The organism is Serratia grimesii NBRC 13537 (genome assembly GCF_001590905.1).
GTDB lineage: Bacteria > Pseudomonadota > Gammaproteobacteria > Enterobacterales > Enterobacteriaceae > Serratia > Serratia grimesii.
Genome location: NZ_BCTT01000012.1, coordinates 130,079 through 144,291, shown reverse-complemented (window position 1 = coordinate 144,291; position 14,213 = coordinate 130,079). Strand labels below are relative to the sequence as shown.

The 14,213-nt window shown below is 52.9% G+C and carries 15 protein-coding genes; 10 read left to right on the top strand and 5 right to left on the bottom strand.

Annotated features, from left to right (window positions below; all coding sequences use genetic code 11):
* Window positions 1–10 precede the first annotated feature (10 nt).
* The 6 genes from purF (at window position 11) to hisP (ending at window position 5,583) form a co-directional block, all read left to right on the top strand.
* Entirely contained in the window at window positions 11–1,528 is a 1,518-nt protein-coding gene (purF, locus tag SGR01S_RS16570) for an amidophosphoribosyltransferase (protein WP_061808030.1), read from the top strand.
* Between the two features lie 132 nt (window positions 1,529–1,660).
* A complete protein-coding gene (locus tag SGR01S_RS16565; RefSeq protein WP_037421045.1) occupies window positions 1,661–2,233 on the top strand; it encodes a UbiX family flavin prenyltransferase in 573 nt (190 codons plus the stop codon).
* A 301-nt stretch (window positions 2,234–2,534) separates the two neighbouring features.
* On the top strand, window positions 2,535–3,317 hold the full coding sequence (hisJ, locus tag SGR01S_RS16560) for a histidine ABC transporter substrate-binding protein HisJ (protein ID WP_061808029.1): 783 nt from the start codon (window positions 2,535–2,537) through the stop codon (window positions 3,315–3,317).
* Window positions 3,318–3,402: 85 nt separating this feature from the next.
* On the top strand, window positions 3,403–4,089 hold the full coding sequence (locus SGR01S_RS16555; RefSeq protein ID WP_037421039.1) for a histidine ABC transporter permease HisQ: 687 nt from the start codon (window positions 3,403–3,405) through the stop codon (window positions 4,087–4,089).
* The gene (locus SGR01S_RS16550; RefSeq protein ID WP_061808028.1) at window positions 4,086–4,790 is read left to right on the top strand and encodes an ABC transporter permease; all 705 of its coding nucleotides are present in this window, start codon (window positions 4,086–4,088) and stop codon (window positions 4,788–4,790) included. The genes SGR01S_RS16555 and SGR01S_RS16550 overlap by 4 nt, the downstream gene beginning before the upstream one ends.
* A gap of 19 nt (window positions 4,791–4,809) precedes the next feature.
* On the top strand, window positions 4,810–5,583 hold the full coding sequence (gene hisP, locus SGR01S_RS16545; protein WP_037421033.1) for a histidine ABC transporter ATP-binding protein HisP: 774 nt from the start codon (window positions 4,810–4,812) through the stop codon (window positions 5,581–5,583).
* A gap of 40 nt (window positions 5,584–5,623) precedes the next feature.
* Here hisP and SGR01S_RS16540 read toward each other — a convergent pair whose 3' ends face one another.
* From SGR01S_RS16540 to yfcG, 3 genes are all read right to left on the bottom strand, one after another.
* Window positions 5,624–6,538, bottom strand: a complete 915-nt coding sequence (locus tag SGR01S_RS16540; RefSeq protein WP_037421030.1) for a TIGR01777 family oxidoreductase — start codon at window positions 6,536–6,538, stop codon at window positions 5,624–5,626.
* A 26-nt stretch (window positions 6,539–6,564) separates the two neighbouring features.
* Window positions 6,565–6,936 carry a dihydroneopterin triphosphate 2'-epimerase gene (gene folX / locus SGR01S_RS16535; protein ID WP_037421028.1) on the bottom strand — a complete coding sequence of 124 codons (372 nt, stop codon included), beginning with the start codon at window positions 6,934–6,936 and terminating at the stop codon, window positions 6,565–6,567.
* A 104-nt stretch (window positions 6,937–7,040) separates the two neighbouring features.
* Window positions 7,041–7,670, bottom strand: coding sequence for a GSH-dependent disulfide bond oxidoreductase (yfcG, locus tag SGR01S_RS16530; protein WP_037421025.1), 630 nt, complete (start codon window positions 7,668–7,670; stop codon window positions 7,041–7,043).
* Between the two features lie 248 nt (window positions 7,671–7,918).
* On the opposite strand from yfcG, the gene yfcE reads away from it, so the two are divergent.
* Together yfcE and yfcD are read left to right on the top strand one after the other, a co-directional pair.
* Complete coding sequence (gene yfcE / locus SGR01S_RS16525; RefSeq protein WP_061808027.1) at window positions 7,919–8,470, top strand: phosphodiesterase; 552 nt, start codon at window positions 7,919–7,921, stop codon at window positions 8,468–8,470.
* A gap of 90 nt (window positions 8,471–8,560) precedes the next feature.
* Window positions 8,561–9,118 (top strand): NUDIX hydrolase YfcD, encoded by a 558-nt coding sequence (gene yfcD, locus SGR01S_RS16520; RefSeq protein ID WP_037421019.1) that lies wholly within the window; start codon window positions 8,561–8,563, stop codon window positions 9,116–9,118.
* 65 nt (window positions 9,119–9,183) lie between these two features.
* On the opposite strand, the gene pta is transcribed toward yfcD, so the two are convergent.
* A complete protein-coding gene (gene pta, locus SGR01S_RS16515; protein ID WP_037421075.1) occupies window positions 9,184–11,346 on the bottom strand; it encodes a phosphate acetyltransferase in 2,163 nt (720 codons plus the stop codon).
* A 197-nt stretch (window positions 11,347–11,543) separates the two neighbouring features.
* On the bottom strand, window positions 11,544–12,746 hold the full coding sequence (ackA, locus tag SGR01S_RS16510) for an acetate kinase (protein ID WP_037421017.1): 1,203 nt from the start codon (window positions 12,744–12,746) through the stop codon (window positions 11,544–11,546).
* A gap of 355 nt (window positions 12,747–13,101) precedes the next feature.
* On the opposite strand from ackA, the gene yfbV reads away from it, so the two are divergent.
* Window positions 13,102–13,557: a terminus macrodomain insulation protein YfbV gene (gene yfbV, locus SGR01S_RS16505; protein ID WP_037421013.1), complete on the top strand. Its 456-nt coding sequence runs from the start codon at window positions 13,102–13,104 to the stop codon at window positions 13,555–13,557.
* A gap of 147 nt (window positions 13,558–13,704) precedes the next feature.
* Window positions 13,705–14,199 carry a YfbU family protein gene (locus SGR01S_RS16500; RefSeq protein WP_037421009.1) on the top strand — a complete coding sequence of 165 codons (495 nt, stop codon included), beginning with the start codon at window positions 13,705–13,707 and terminating at the stop codon, window positions 14,197–14,199.
* Window positions 14,200–14,213: the final 14 nt, after the last annotated feature.

The window sequence follows — 14,213 nt, the reverse complement described above, 5'->3', positions numbered from 1 at the left end:
AAAAGACAACATGTGCGGTATTGTCGGTATCGCCGGTTTTATGCCGGTAAACCAGTCGATTTATGATGCGCTGACGGTGCTTCAGCACCGTGGCCAGGATGCCGCAGGCATCGTCACCATTGATGCCCATAACGGGTTCCGCTTGCGTAAAGCAAACGGCCTGGTGAAGGATGTGTTTGAGGCACGCCATATGCAGCGCTTGCAGGGCAACATGGGTATTGGCCATGTGCGTTACCCGACGGCTGGCAGCTCCAGTGCTTCAGAGGCTCAACCTTTCTATGTCAACTCGCCGTTCGGTATTACGCTGGCACATAACGGCAATCTGACCAATGCTCATGAACTGCGCCAGAAGCTGTTCGAAAGCGGTCGCCGCCATATCAATACCACGTCCGATTCTGAGATTCTGCTGAACGTGCTGGCCAGTGAGCTGGACCGTTTCCAACACTATCCGCTGGAATCCGACAATATTTTCACTGCCGTTGCCGCCATGCACCAGCAACTGCGTGGTGCTTACGCCTGTGTCGCGATGATCATCGGCCATGGCCTGTTGGCATTCCGTGACCCGCACGGCATTCGTCCGTTAGTGATCGGTAAACGTCAGCTTGAAGATGGCCGCAATGAGTATATGGTGGCGTCCGAGAGCGTGGCGTTGGATACGCTGGGCTTTGAGTTCCTGCGCGACGTAGCGCCGGGCGAAGCGGTGTATATCACCAATAAGGGCCAATTGTTCACTCGTCAGTGTGCAGAGAATCCGAAAACCAACCCTTGCTTGTTCGAGTATGTTTACTTCGCTCGTCCAGACTCCTTTATGGACAAGATTTCGGTCTACAGCGCTCGTGTGCGTATGGGGCAGAAGCTGGGTGAGAAGATTGCTCGCGAATGGGAAGATCTGGATATTGATGTAGTGATTCCGATCCCGGAAACCTCCTGCGATATCGCATTGGAGATCGCACGCATTCTGGATAAGCCGTACCGCCAGGGTTTCGTGAAGAATCGCTATGTCGGCCGCACCTTCATCATGCCTGGCCAACAGGCGCGTCGTCAGTCAGTACGCCGTAAGCTAAACGCCAACCGTGCTGAATTCCGCGACAAGAATGTGCTGCTGGTGGATGACTCCATTGTGCGCGGCACGACCTCGGAGCAGATCGTCGAGATGGCGCGCGACGCTGGTGCCAAGCGGGTTTATCTGGCTTCTGCTGCACCAGAGGTTCGTTTCCCTAACGTTTATGGCATCGATATGCCGAGTGCCAATGAGCTGATTGCTCATGGTCGTGAAGTGGATGAAATCCGTCAGATCATCGGTGCTGATGGCCTGATCTTCCAAGACCTGGACGATCTGATCGAAGCAGTGCGCGAAGAGAACCCAGATATCGCGCAGTTCGAATGCTCGGTATTCAACGGTATCTACGTCACTAAAGATGTTGATCAAAGTTATCTCGAGTATCTGGAATCGCTGCGTAACGACGACGCCAAAGAACTGCGTGGTCAAACCGAGGCGGAAAATCTGGAAATGCATAACGAAGGTTAAACTCCTGCGTTGTGCAACCAAGGTGCACTGCGGCGTCTGTCGCAGTGCATTATCCCTCCCTGACTTGCTTATCCCTCGCCATTGCGGCAAAGTCTGCCTGATCCTATCTTTTTCGTGGCAGAGGCCAGTTTTATGAAACGACTCATCATCGGTATTTCCGGCGCCAGCGGCGCAATCTACGGCGTGCGCTTGCTACAGGTATTACGCGATGTCGCAGAGGTAGAAACCCATTTGGTGATGAGTAATGCCGCGCGGCAAACGCTGTCTCTGGAAACTACGCTCAGCTTGCGTGAAGTGCAGGCACTGGCCGATGTGGTGCATGATTCTCGCGATATTGGTGCCAGCATTTCTTCCGGCTCGTTCAAAACGGCAGGTATGGTGATTTTACCTTGTTCGATCAAAACGTTATCCGGTATCGCCAATAGCTATAGCGATGGTTTACTGACGCGTGCTGCGGATGTCGTTTTGAAAGAACGCCGCCGGTTAGTGTTGTGCGTGCGTGAAACCCCATTGCATATTGGCCATCTGCGGCTGATGACCCAGGCGGCGGAAATGGGCGCGGTAATTATGCCGCCAGTGCCGGCGTTTTATCACCGTCCTGAGAGTGTCGAAGACATCATCGATCAAACCGTAAACCGAGTGGTTGACCAATTTGACATTGAATTACCGAAGGATTTATTTACCCGCTGGCAAGGTGCCAATTAACAAATTTCTCCCCAATTTGGCACATTTGTGCAACACCGCACTGAATTAGGGCGGCGCATGCACCATAATGATCCCACTTCATCACGCTCACTGTTTCAAGGCTTTGGTATTTACCCACTGCCCGTGGCGCGGCCAAGACTGGCCGATTTAATTTTGCGGTTATCGTCCCAGGAAACAGTTTTGTGAAGGCCGGAGCCGTTCCCTCCGCCTACAGCAACAAATGTGGCACGATTACTGCAAATTGATTTGGTGGAAAAGTAATGCCCGCAGTGGCATCAAAAAATCAATTTGAGGGTAATTTATGAAAAAGCTGGTTAAGGTTCTTCCTTTAGTCTTGGCTTTGAGCGCGGTAAGCAGCGCATTTGCCGCTGTACCATCGACGCTGAAGATAGGTACCGATCCGACCTATGCCCCCTTTGAGTCAAAAAATGCCAAAGGTGAGCTGGTCGGCTTTGATATCGATTTGGCCAAAGAGCTGTGCAAACGCATAAATACCCAATGTACCTTTGTGGAAAGCGATTTTGATGCGCTGATCCCTTCCCTGAAGGCGAAGAAAATTGACGCCATTATCTCTTCTTTGTCGATCACTGAAAAACGCCAGCAAGAAATTGCCTTTACCGACAAGCTGTATGCCGCTAACGCCCGTCTGATCGCCCCGAAAGGCTCGAAGCTATTGCCTACCGTGGACGCGCTGAAAGGCAAAAGCATCGGTGTGCTGCAAGGTACTACTCAAGAAGCCTATGCTAACGCCATGTGGCAGCCTAAGGGCATCACCGTTGTACCTTATCAGAACCAGGATCTGGTGTACGCCGACCTGGCATCAGGCCGTATTGATGCCGCCTTCCAGGACGAAGTGGCTGGCAGCGATGGCTTCCTGAAACAGCCTCCAGGTAAAAATTACGCGTTTGCCGGTGAGTCGGTGAAGGATGACAAGTTCTTTGGTGTCGGTACCGGTATGGGTTTGCGTAAGACCGATACCGAACTGAAGGCAGCATTAGATAAAGCCTTTGCCGAGATGCGCAAAGACGGTAGTTACGACAAGTTTGCGAAGAAATACTTCGACTTTGACGTCTACGGCGGATAATTCCGCGCACCGTTCCATGTTGTGACTTCGGGGCCGACCCACCGGCCCCGATGGTTCGGGATCCAATGACGACAGGGTGAAGTAAATGCTGCAAGGCTATTCCCAATTGATATTTGAGGGCGCTTTGGTGACGCTGGAGCTGGCCCTCAGTTCCGTAGTGCTGGCGGTGGTGATTGGTCTGATCGGCGCTGGCGGTAAACTTTCACATAACCCACTGGTCTCGATGATTTTCGGTGCTTACACGACGCTGATCCGCGGTGTACCCGATCTGGTGCTGATGCTGCTGATTTTTTACGGTCTGCAAATTGCGCTCAATAACCTCACTGAACTGCTTGGCTTCTCGCAAATTGATATCGATCCGCTCAGTGCGGGGATCATTACCCTCGGGTTTATCTACGGTGCCTACTTCACTGAAACTTTCCGCGGTGCTTATATGGCCGTACCGAAAGGGCAGATAGAAGCAGCAACCGCCTATGGTTTTTCCGGTCCGCAGATTTTCCGCCGCATTCTGTTCCCTGCGATGATGCGCTTTGCCCTGCCGGGCATTGGCAACAACTGGCAAGTGATCCTGAAAGCAACGGCACTGGTGTCTATTCTTGGCCTTAATGACGTGGTGAAAGCCACTCAGTTGGCCGGGAAAGGTACCTACCAACCGTTCTTCTTCGCGATCGTGGCTGGTGTGGTTTATCTGGTTTTCACCACGGTTTCCAACGGGGTGTTGCTGTGGCTTGAACGGCGTTATTCATTGGGCGTCAAGAGGGCCGAGCTATGATCGATATTTTGCACCAATACTGGGAATCGTTACTCTGGAGCGACGGTTATCGTTTCACCGGCGTGGCGGTCACGCTGTGGCTGCTTATTGCGTCGGTGGTGATGGGCGGCCTGCTGGCAATCCCGATGGCGGTGGCGCGTGTCTCTTCCATAAGATGGGTACGCTTCCCGGTATGGCTTTATACCTACGTGTTTCGTGGTACACCGTTGTATGTGCAGTTGCTGGTGTTCTACTCCGGTATGTACAGTCTGGAGATCGTGCGTGGCAGCGAGTTCCTCAATGCGTTCTTCCGCAGCGGGTTGAACTGCACCATTTTGGCGCTGACGCTTAACACCTGCGCCTACACCACCGAGATCTTCGCCGGGGCTATTCGTTCGGTGCCGCACGGTGAGATCGAGGCGGCCAACGCCTATGGTTTTTCCCGCTTTAAGATGTATCGCTGCATTATTTTGCCTTCGGCGTTGCGGACCGCACTGCCGGCCTACAGCAACGAAGTGATCTTGATGTTGCACTCCACCGCGCTGGCGTTTACCGCTACCGTACCGGACCTGCTGAAAATCGCACGCGATATTAATGCGGCGACCTATCAGCCGTTCTACGCCTTCGGGATTGCGGCGGTGCTGTATCTGATCATCTCTTATGTGTTAATCAGCTTGTTCCGCAAAGCTGAAAGGCGCTGGATGGCGCATGTTAGCCACTGATAAATGACGGGAAGAAACTATGTCTGAAAATAAATTAGCCGTCACTGAACTGCACAAGCGCTACGGTGACCATGAAGTGTTGAAAGGCGTATCGTTGGCGGCCAATGCCGGGGATGTGATTAGCATCATCGGTTCTTCCGGCTCCGGTAAAAGTACCTTTTTACGTTGCATTAACTTTCTGGAGAAGCCGAGTGAAGGTTCTATCAGCCTGAACAACGAAGATATTCGTATGGTGCGTGACAAGGATGGTCAGTTGAAGGTGTTTGACAAAAAACAGCTGCAACTGCTGCGTACCCGCCTGACGATGGTGTTTCAGCACTTCAACCTGTGGAGTCACATGACGGTGCTGGAGAACGTGATGGAAGCACCTGTGCAGGTGTTGGGTTTGAGCAAGACGGAAGCGCGTGAGCGTGCGGTCCGCTATCTGGATAAAGTGGGTATCGATGAGCGTGCTCGTGGCAAATATCCGGTGCACTTGTCTGGTGGTCAACAGCAACGTGTGTCCATCGCACGGGCATTGGCGATGGAACCTGAAGTCTTGCTGTTTGATGAACCGACGTCAGCGCTGGATCCTGAATTGGTTGGCGAAGTACTGCGAATCATGCAGAAGCTGGCCGAAGAGGGCAAAACCATGGTGGTAGTGACGCATGAAATGGAGTTTGCACGCCATGTGTCCAGCCACGTGATTTTCCTGCATAAGGGACTGATTGAAGAACAAGGGCCACCGGCCGAGTTGTTTGGTAATCCGAAAAGCCCCCGATTGCAGCAGTTTCTTTCCGGCGCATTAAAATAGCAGTTGTAGGGGCCGGATCTCTCCGGCCCCTACAAGATCCTCAGCGATCGTCTAGCCGCTGATTGATAACATCATCCAATGCCTGTTCCAGCTCCAAAAAACGGAAACTAAAACCGGCTTCTTCCAGACGTTTCGGCACTGCGCGTTGTCCCCCCAATACCAATACCGCCGCTTCTCCCATTAATAAACGCAGGGCGAATGCCGGTACACGCAAAAATGCCGGTCGATCGAGTACGTTAGCGAGTTGAGCGGCAAACTGCTCGTTATGAACGGGATAAGGGGCGACCATATTGAACGGCCCTTGCAGGGTCTGATGATCCAGTAAATAAATAATGCCGTTTATCATGTCATCCAGATGGATCCACGGCAGATATTGGCGACCCGTGCCCATTGGCCCACCGAGCCCGATACGGAAGGGGGGAAGCATTTTCGCCAGTGCACCGCCTTTGGCTGCCAGGACGACACCAGTGCGCAGCAGACATACCCGGGTGGTATTGCTTTGTGCCTGGAGTGCCAATGACTCCCAGCGTTGACACAGCATATGGGTGAATTCGTCATGCGGGACTTCGTCTTCGGTGACGACCGCCTGGTCCTGATCGCCATAGTAGCCGGTTGCGGAGCCTGAAATCAGCACGCTGGGCGGCGTGCTGCTAGCATTAATCAGCTTTGCTAACTGCTCGGTCAGATCCCAACGGCTGTGACACAGGCGTTCTTTCTGTGCCTTGCTCCAGCGCTTGTCGGCGATCGGCTCACCGGCCAGGTTAATTACGGCGTCAAAACCCTCCAGTGAGGGTTTATCTTGCAGCGTTGACCAGTAATCGACTTGTTCGCCAAACCGTTCACGTGCGTGCTGCACGTTGCGGCTCAACACCGTAATTTGGTGAGAAAGGCCCAGCAGCCGCTGTGTCAGGCTGCTCCCTATCAATCCTGTGGCGCCGGTGATCAGGATCCGCATGGTCGATTCTCCCTGAAGCTGTAGTTTCAGGCCCGGCGATAGCTCATGGTCATCGAAACCGAGTCGGCGTAGCGCAGGGCCAATAGTTTATCTATCTCCACTTCAGCATAGGTTACCCAGGCGTGTTGTTTCACGATATCGAGCACATCCTGAGTTAATTTTTCCAGCAGGGCAAAGCGGTTATCTTCCACATGGCGGATGATGGCTTTAGTTATGGTTCGGTAGTTGAGCGCATCGTCAATGTTTTCGCTGTCGCGCGCTTTATCTGCCGGATAATGGATCATGACGTTAATCAGGATGTCCTGACGGTTGTTGATTTCTTCTTCCTTGATACCGATGAAAGTACGCAACCGCAGATTTTTTATACGAATAATGGCGTCGGGTTGACTAAATGACATCAGAGAATCTCCACAGGTCTGATTATTTGCGCCCAGAATACACGGAAAGTAAGGAAAAGATAACGAGCCGAGGGAAACTCCCCGGAGCCCGGGGAGTCGGAAATTTAACCCTGTTCAGCCAGTTTGTAAGCACGCTCGGTTGCCGGGCGGTTACTGATACGTTCGAACCAGTTGCGCACTGCCGGGTAATCCGCCAGATCGATGCGCTGACGGGGGTGTGACACTACCCATGGATAAGTCGCAATATCGGCGATGCTGTAGTTATCACCACCCAGGTATGGATGCTTTTGCAGCTCGGCGTCCAGTACGGCATACAGGCGCTTGGTTTCCAGATGGTAACGTTCAATGGCGTAAGGGACGGGTTGTGGCGCGTAATGATTGAAATGGTGATTCTGTCCCAGCATCGGCCCAAATCCTGCCACCTGCCAGAACAGCCACTGCAGCGTAGCTGCGCGCTCGCGTAGCCCTTTGCTCAGTAGTTTGCCGGTTTTCTCTGCCAAATACAGCAGAATTTCACCGGATTCGAACAGGCTGATAGGGGCTCCGCCATCAACCGGTTGCTGGTCGACGATCGCCGGGATTTTGTTGTTGGGTGAAATGCTCAGAAATTCCGGCTTGAACTGATCGCCGGCGCTGATATTTACGCGGTGGATACGGTAGGGTAAGCCAACCTCCTCCAGAAACAGGGTAATCTTGTGACCATTTGGAGTAGGCGCGTAATACAGGTCAATCATGTTGCCTCCTGCGGTAAGGTGATCTGTAAGTCATTACACGGTGTTGCGGTCTTCGCCGCGCACAAAGGTATATCAGAGATCTTTCTATAGGATTACCTACAATAGCAGCTAAGAATAGCAGGCTATGTGAGATTCGTCTGATGCTATCTCCACAAGATGCCTCACAATTCTCTGTAGGTAAATCTGCGGTTTGCCGTGCAGTGACAGCGCGCTAAAATAGGGCTTATTTCCTTATCAAGGACAAGGTTATGAAGCTGATATTTGCCTCGGATATACATGGTTCACTCCCTGCCACCGAAAGTGTGCTGGATCACTTTGAACAAAGCGGTGCCGATTGGCTGATCTTACTGGGCGATTTGCTGAATCATGGGCCACGAAACGCGTTACCCGCGGGATATCAGCCAGCGCAGGTTGCTGAGCATTTGAATCGCTATAGCGACAAGATCATCGCCGTTCGCGGCAACTGTGATAGTGAAGTTGATCAGATGTTACTGTCATTTCCTATCACGGCGTCTTGGCAGCAGGTGCTATTGCAAAAAAGACGATTGTTTTTAACCCACGGTCACCTTTATCATCCTTCCGCACTGCCGCCGTTATCTGCCGGAGATGTGCTGGTTTATGGACACACTCATTTACCGCAGGCGGAGCGGCAGGGGGATATTTACTGCTTTAATCCAGGGTCGGTCAGCATTCCGAAAGGGGGCTTTCCCGCCAGCTATGGCATACTGGAGGACGGCATTTTAAGTGTGGTCACGTTGCACAGCGGCAAGGCTGTTGCAGAGGTGGCATTAACGCACTAATTTATACACACACAATAAAAATCTTTGAAAAACACTCATTGATTAACCAGTGCGCGGGATGCATCGCGCCAAAATAGAAGGTTTTAGAGGATGGCGGAACAGGGTCAGGCTGCAGATACCGAGTGGGTTGATATCGTCGACGAGCAAAACGAAGTGATTGCTCAATCCAGTCGCCAACAGATGCGTGCTCAACGGCTGCGTCATCGTGCTACCTATATTGTGGTGCATGATGGAATGGGTAAAATTCTGGTGCAGCGTCGCACCGACATTAAAGATTTCTATCCGGGCTGGCTGGACGCCACTGCGGGTGGCGTAGTGCAAAGCGGGGAGAATGTGCTGGATTCTGCGCGCCGCGAGGCGGAAGAAGAGCTGGGTATTGCTGGCGTTCCTTTCGCCGAGCATGGGCTGTTCTACTTCGAAGAAGAACAGTGCCGGGTTTGGGGCGCGCTGTTCAGCTGTGTCTCCCATGGTCCGTTTGCTCTGCAGGAAGAAGAAGTGGTTGAGGTGAGCTGGCTGACGCCGGAAGAAATCACTGCACGCTGCGACGAATTCACACCGGATTCACTCAAAGCACTGTCGCTGTGGCTGACACGCAACAATGAACAGGCCTACGGTAAACCACTGCGTGATACCGACGAAAACGCCTGACGTGTTCTCGCAATAAAAAAAACCGGTCAATTGACCGGTTTTTTTATCTGATAACTCAGGAATTATCAGGCTTTGATTGCTGCGGCATCAGCCTGAGAAGACTGAATGGCGGTCAGCGCGACGGTGTAAACAATGTCGTCTACCAGTGCGCCACGCGACAGGTCGTTCACTGGTTTGCGCATGCCTTGCAGCATTGGCCCGATGGACACCAGATCTGCAGAGCGTTGTACTGCTTTGTAGGTGGTGTTACCGGTGTTCAGGTCAGGGAAGATGAACACGGTGGCCTGGCCTGCAACTGGCGAGTTAGGCGCCTTGGACTTCGCAACGTCAGCCATGATGGCGGCGTCGTATTGCAGCGGGCCATCGATGATCAGGTCAGGACGTTTTTCCTGTGCCAGACGAGTCGCTTCACGCACTTTCTCAACGTCGCTACCCGCACCGGAGTTACCGGTAGAGTAGGAGATCATTGCTACGCGTGGTTCGATACCGAAGGCGGCAGCGGAGTCTGCTGACTGAATAGCAATCTCAGACAGTTGCTCTGCGGTTGGATCCGGGTTGATCGCACAGTCGCCGTAAACCAGAACCTGGTCAGGCAGCAGCATGAAGAACACGGACGACACCAATGAACTGCCCGGTGCGGTTTTGATCAACTGCAACGGTGGACGGATGGTGTTGGCAGTGGTGTGAACCGCACCAGAAACCAGACCGTCGACTTCGCCTTTCTCCAGCATCAGAGTACCGAGAACCACATTGTCTTCCAGTTGCTCGCGCGCAACCACTTCGGTCATGCCCTTGCTCTTGCGCAGCTCAACCAGACGCGGCACATACTGTTCACGGACAGCGACCGGATCAACAATCTCGATGCCTTTACCCAGCTCAACGCCCTGAGCGGCGGCAACGCGTTGGATCTCTTCCGGGTTACCCAACAGCACACATTCTGCGATACCACGTTCGGCACAGATAGCTGCCGCTTTCACGGTACGCGGTTCATCGCCTTCAGGCAGCACGATGCGTTTGCCGGCTTTACGTGCCAGTTCGGTCAGCTCGTAACGGAACGCTGGTGGAGACAGACGACGTGAACGCTCAGAGGTGGCGGTCAGAGACTCGATCCACTCGGCGTTGATGTGGCTGGCCACGTAGTTCTGCACTTTCTCGATGCGCTGGTGGTCGTCCGCTGGCACTTCGAGGTTGAAGCTTTGCAGGCTGAGTGAGGTCTGCCAGGTGTTGGTGTCGACCATAAATACCGGCAGGCCGGTTTGGAAGGCACGTTCACACAGTTTTCTGATCGGTTCGTCGATGGCATAGCCACCGGTCAGCAGAATGGCACCGATTTCCACGCCGTTCATGGCTGCCAGACAGGCGGACACCAACACGTCAGGGCGGTCTGCCGAAGTGACCAGCAGTGAGCCCGGACGGAAGTGTTCCAGCATGTGCGGGATGCTGCGCGCACAGAAGGTCACAGACTTCACGCGACGGGTCATGATGTCGCCTTCATTGACCACAGTGGCCTTCAGGTGACGGGCCATGTCGATAGCACGGGTTGCAATCAGATCGAAGCTCCACGGCACACAGCCCAATACTGGCAGCGGGCTGTTGGCGAACAGTTGCGCCGGGTCAACGTTGGTTACGCTGGCCTTGGTGGAATCGTCGAAGATCTCGGACAGGTCAGGGCGGGTACGGCCCTGCTCATCAACTGGTGCATTAAGCTTATTGATGATCACGCCGGTGATATTTTTGTTTTTGCTGCCGCCGAAGCTGCTGCGGGCCAACTCAATGCGCTCTTTCAGCTGTGCTGGGGAATCGTTGCCCAGCGCCAGTACGAAGACGATTTCTGCATTCAGCGTTTTGGCGATTTCATAGTTCAGCGCATTGGCGAACTGGTGCTTACGGGTCGGTACCAGACCTTCGATCAACACCACTTCCGCATCTTTGGTGTTCTCGTGGTAGCGAGCCACGATTTCTTCCATCAGCACGTCTTGCTGGTTGGAGCTCAGCAAGCCTTCAACGTAGCTCATACGCAGCGGTTCAGCGGCTGTAATCGTGGAGTTGCTGCTACGGATGATGGTGGTGGTTTGGTCGAGCGAGTCGCCGCCAGTGCGTGGCTGAGCGATAGGTTTGAACACGCTCAGGCTAACGCCTTTTTGTTCCATGGAGCGGATGACACCCAGGCTGACGCTGGTCAGGCCGACGCTGGTGCCAGTGGGGATCAACATAATTGTACGTGACACAGAATAGTCCTCTTCACGATTTAACATGAGGCTATAGCCAAAATAGTTGAAGTTGCAGCCAGGCAGTAAACACGTGCGGCCCTGAGCGTTTAGATAACTAAATGACCCGGGTGAACGCGTTCAGTCAACGTGGCTGCGGCTTCAAGTATGAAGGCTAAAACAGCACCGCCAGCCTGGGCTGACGGTGTCGGAAAGCGTTACGCGGTCAGACGGGATGCGTCTTGCGCGATGACCAATTCTTCGTTGGTCGGGATAACCAGCGCCAGGCGGCTGCCGTCTTTGGTGATGGCACCGGATTTACCGAAACGAGCAGCCATGTTGCGCTCGTGGTCAATCTCGAAGCCCAGCAGACCCAGTTTATCCAGGGTCAGCTCACGCACCATGCCCGCGTTTTCACCGATACCGCCGGTGAAGATTACCGCGTCCAGACGGCCATCCATCAGTGCACTGTATGCGCCGATGTATTTGGCCAGACGGTGGCAGAATACGTCCATTGCACGTTTGGCATCGGCTTTGGTTTCGTAGTTGTCTTCGACATAACGGCAGTCGCTGGTGACTTCAGTCAGGCCCAGCAGGCCGGATTCTTTGGTCAGCATTTTGTTGATTTGATCAACGCTCATGCCCAGTGCGTCATGCAGGTGGAAGATGATGGCTGGATCGATGTCACCGCTGCGGGTACCCATCACCAGGCCTTCCAGTGGAGTCAGACCCATGGAGGTATCAACACATTTACCGTTGCGCACTGCAGTTACAGAACCGCCGTTGCCCAGGTGGCAAGTGATCAGGTTAACTTCTTCAACAGGCTTGTTCAGCGCTTTCGCTGCTTCTTGAGTCACGTAGAAGTGGCTGGTGCCGTGTGCGCCATAGCGACGAACGCTGTGGTCACGGTACAGGCTGTACGGCAGGGCGTACAGGTAGGATTCTTCCGGCATGGTCTGGTGGAACGCGGTGTCGAACACAGCAACGTTTTTATCAGCCAGTTTAGGGAAGGATTTCAATGCTTCAGCGATACCGATCAGGTGCGCTGGGTTATGCAGTGGTGCAAATGGTACGGCATCTTTGATACCCTGCAGAACATCATCATTGATTACAGCAGAAGCGGTAAACTTCTCGCCGCCGTGCACAATACGGTGACCGATAGCGGTCAGCTGTGCAGAAAGCTCCGGTTTTTGTGCCAGAATAGTATTAACAATGTAGTTCAGTGCTTCGCTGTGCGCAGCGCCGGCACCCAGAGCAGCTTCATGTTTGGCGCCGTCCATCTTCCACTTGAGGCGAGCCTCAGGCAGGTGGAAACATTCGGCTAAGCCGGAGAGGTGTTCTTCACCGTTGACAGCATCGATGATAGCGAATTTCAGGGAAGAACTGCCGCAGTTAAGGACCAGTACTAGCTTACTCGACATGGAAGTACCTACTTAAATAGTTCGTGTTGTTAAAGGAAAGACCAAAACACGTGGTGAATTAATCGTCAATCAGACAACAAGCGTAGCGCATAATGCCGTTGACATTTATGATTAACATCATGTGAATTGCACAAACCACATGATGATGAAAAAACCGATGATTTCTCTGCGGTTTAAGTAATCTTGATTTTTATAGGGCTAAAAGTTGACAGAATTCTTGTCATCTTCTACCGGCCAAAAGGCCGGCTTAGGATACCGATAGCCTGAGGCAAACACAAAATAAATTTAAAGCTTCAAATTTTTTAGTATTGTGTTTGCCGTGCCCTTATTTTTCTTTGTGACGTTGAGGTACGTGATGACGAGCAAACCGTCCGGTTCCGTAAGCTGGTTTCAGGTATTCCAGCGCGGGCAGCATTATATGAAAACCTGGCCGTCAGACAAACGTCTGGCTCCGGTCTTTCCGGAGAATCGCGTTGCGAGTGCCACCCGTTTTGCCGTCCGCTTTATGCCGCCGCTGGCGGTGTTTACCCTGACCTGGCAGATTGCCCTTGGTGGTCAGTTAGGTCCGGCCATTGCCACGGCATTGTTCGCCTGTAGCATGCCAATGCAAGGTTTGTGGTGGTTAGGTCGTCGTTCGATCACACCATTGCCGCCAACGCTGTTGCAATGGTTCCACGAAGTGCGTAACAAGCTGACGGAAGCCGGACAGGCGGTTGCGCCGGTAGAAGGCACGCCGACCTATCAGGCATTGGCGGATCTGCTGAAACGCGCCTTCAAGCAGTTGGATAAAACCTTCCTGGATGATCTGTAACATCAAAAATGGCCGCATTCTTCAGCGGCCTTTTTACTGTTGTGACCAATAACCCCGGTTTAAATCAAAGAACCGGTGAGTTGTGATTTCCTGCGATATTGCGCTGTGCGATGCTTCCGCCATAAGCAATTTATCGAGGAAATTATGATGGAAATGACCCACGCTCAACGGCTAATCCTGTCAAACCAATACAAGATGATGACCCTGCTTGATCCGGATAACGCTGAACGTTACCGTCGCCTGCAGACCATTATCGAACGCGGTTTCGGCCTACAGATGCGCGAACTGGACCGCGATTTTGGTGAAATGAGCGAAGACGTGTGCCGCACCATTATCAATGTGATGGAAATGCACCATGCATTGCAGGTTTCCTGGGATAACCTGAAGGAAAAACAGGGGATTGAGGCACGTCGACTGGCGTTTCTCGGTTTTGACGCTGCCACCGAAGCACGTCATTTGAGCTACGTGCGTTTCCTGGTTAATACCGAGGGGCGTTATACTCATTTCGATTCCGGCAGCCACGGCTTTAACGCCCAAACCAAAATGTGGGAAAAGTACCAGCGTATGCTGGCGATCTGGCTGTCATGCCCACGCCAATATCATTTGAGCGCCGTTGAGATAGCGCAAATTATCAATGCCTGAATAAAAGAGGTTTC

Bases quoted from the DNA above. Each gene is read 5' to 3' on its own strand.
- purF (WP_061808030.1), top strand. From the start codon at position 11: ATGTGCGGTATTGTCGGTATCGCCGGTTTTATGCCGGTAAACCAGTCG.
- SGR01S_RS16565 (WP_037421045.1), top strand. From the start codon at position 1,661: ATGAAACGACTCATCATCGGTATTTCCGGCGCCAGCGGCGCAATCTAC.
- hisJ (WP_061808029.1), top strand. From the start codon at position 2,535: ATGAAAAAGCTGGTTAAGGTTCTTCCTTTAGTCTTGGCTTTGAGCGCG.
- SGR01S_RS16555 (WP_037421039.1), top strand. From the start codon at position 3,403: ATGCTGCAAGGCTATTCCCAATTGATATTTGAGGGCGCTTTGGTGACG.
- SGR01S_RS16550 (WP_061808028.1), top strand. From the start codon at position 4,086: ATGATCGATATTTTGCACCAATACTGGGAATCGTTACTCTGGAGCGAC.
- hisP (WP_037421033.1), top strand. From the start codon at position 4,810: ATGTCTGAAAATAAATTAGCCGTCACTGAACTGCACAAGCGCTACGGT.
- SGR01S_RS16540 (WP_037421030.1), bottom strand. From the start codon at position 6,538: ATGCGGATCCTGATCACCGGCGCCACAGGATTGATAGGGAGCAGCCTG.
- folX (WP_037421028.1), bottom strand. From the start codon at position 6,936: ATGTCATTTAGTCAACCCGACGCCATTATTCGTATAAAAAATCTGCGG.
- yfcG (WP_037421025.1), bottom strand. From the start codon at position 7,670: ATGATTGACCTGTATTACGCGCCTACTCCAAATGGTCACAAGATTACC.
- yfcE (WP_061808027.1), top strand. From the start codon at position 7,919: ATGAAGCTGATATTTGCCTCGGATATACATGGTTCACTCCCTGCCACC.
- yfcD (WP_037421019.1), top strand. From the start codon at position 8,561: ATGGCGGAACAGGGTCAGGCTGCAGATACCGAGTGGGTTGATATCGTC.
- ackA (WP_037421017.1), bottom strand. From the start codon at position 12,746: ATGTCGAGTAAGCTAGTACTGGTCCTTAACTGCGGCAGTTCTTCCCTG.
- yfbV (WP_037421013.1), top strand. From the start codon at position 13,102: ATGACGAGCAAACCGTCCGGTTCCGTAAGCTGGTTTCAGGTATTCCAG.
- SGR01S_RS16500 (WP_037421009.1), top strand. From the start codon at position 13,705: ATGGAAATGACCCACGCTCAACGGCTAATCCTGTCAAACCAATACAAG.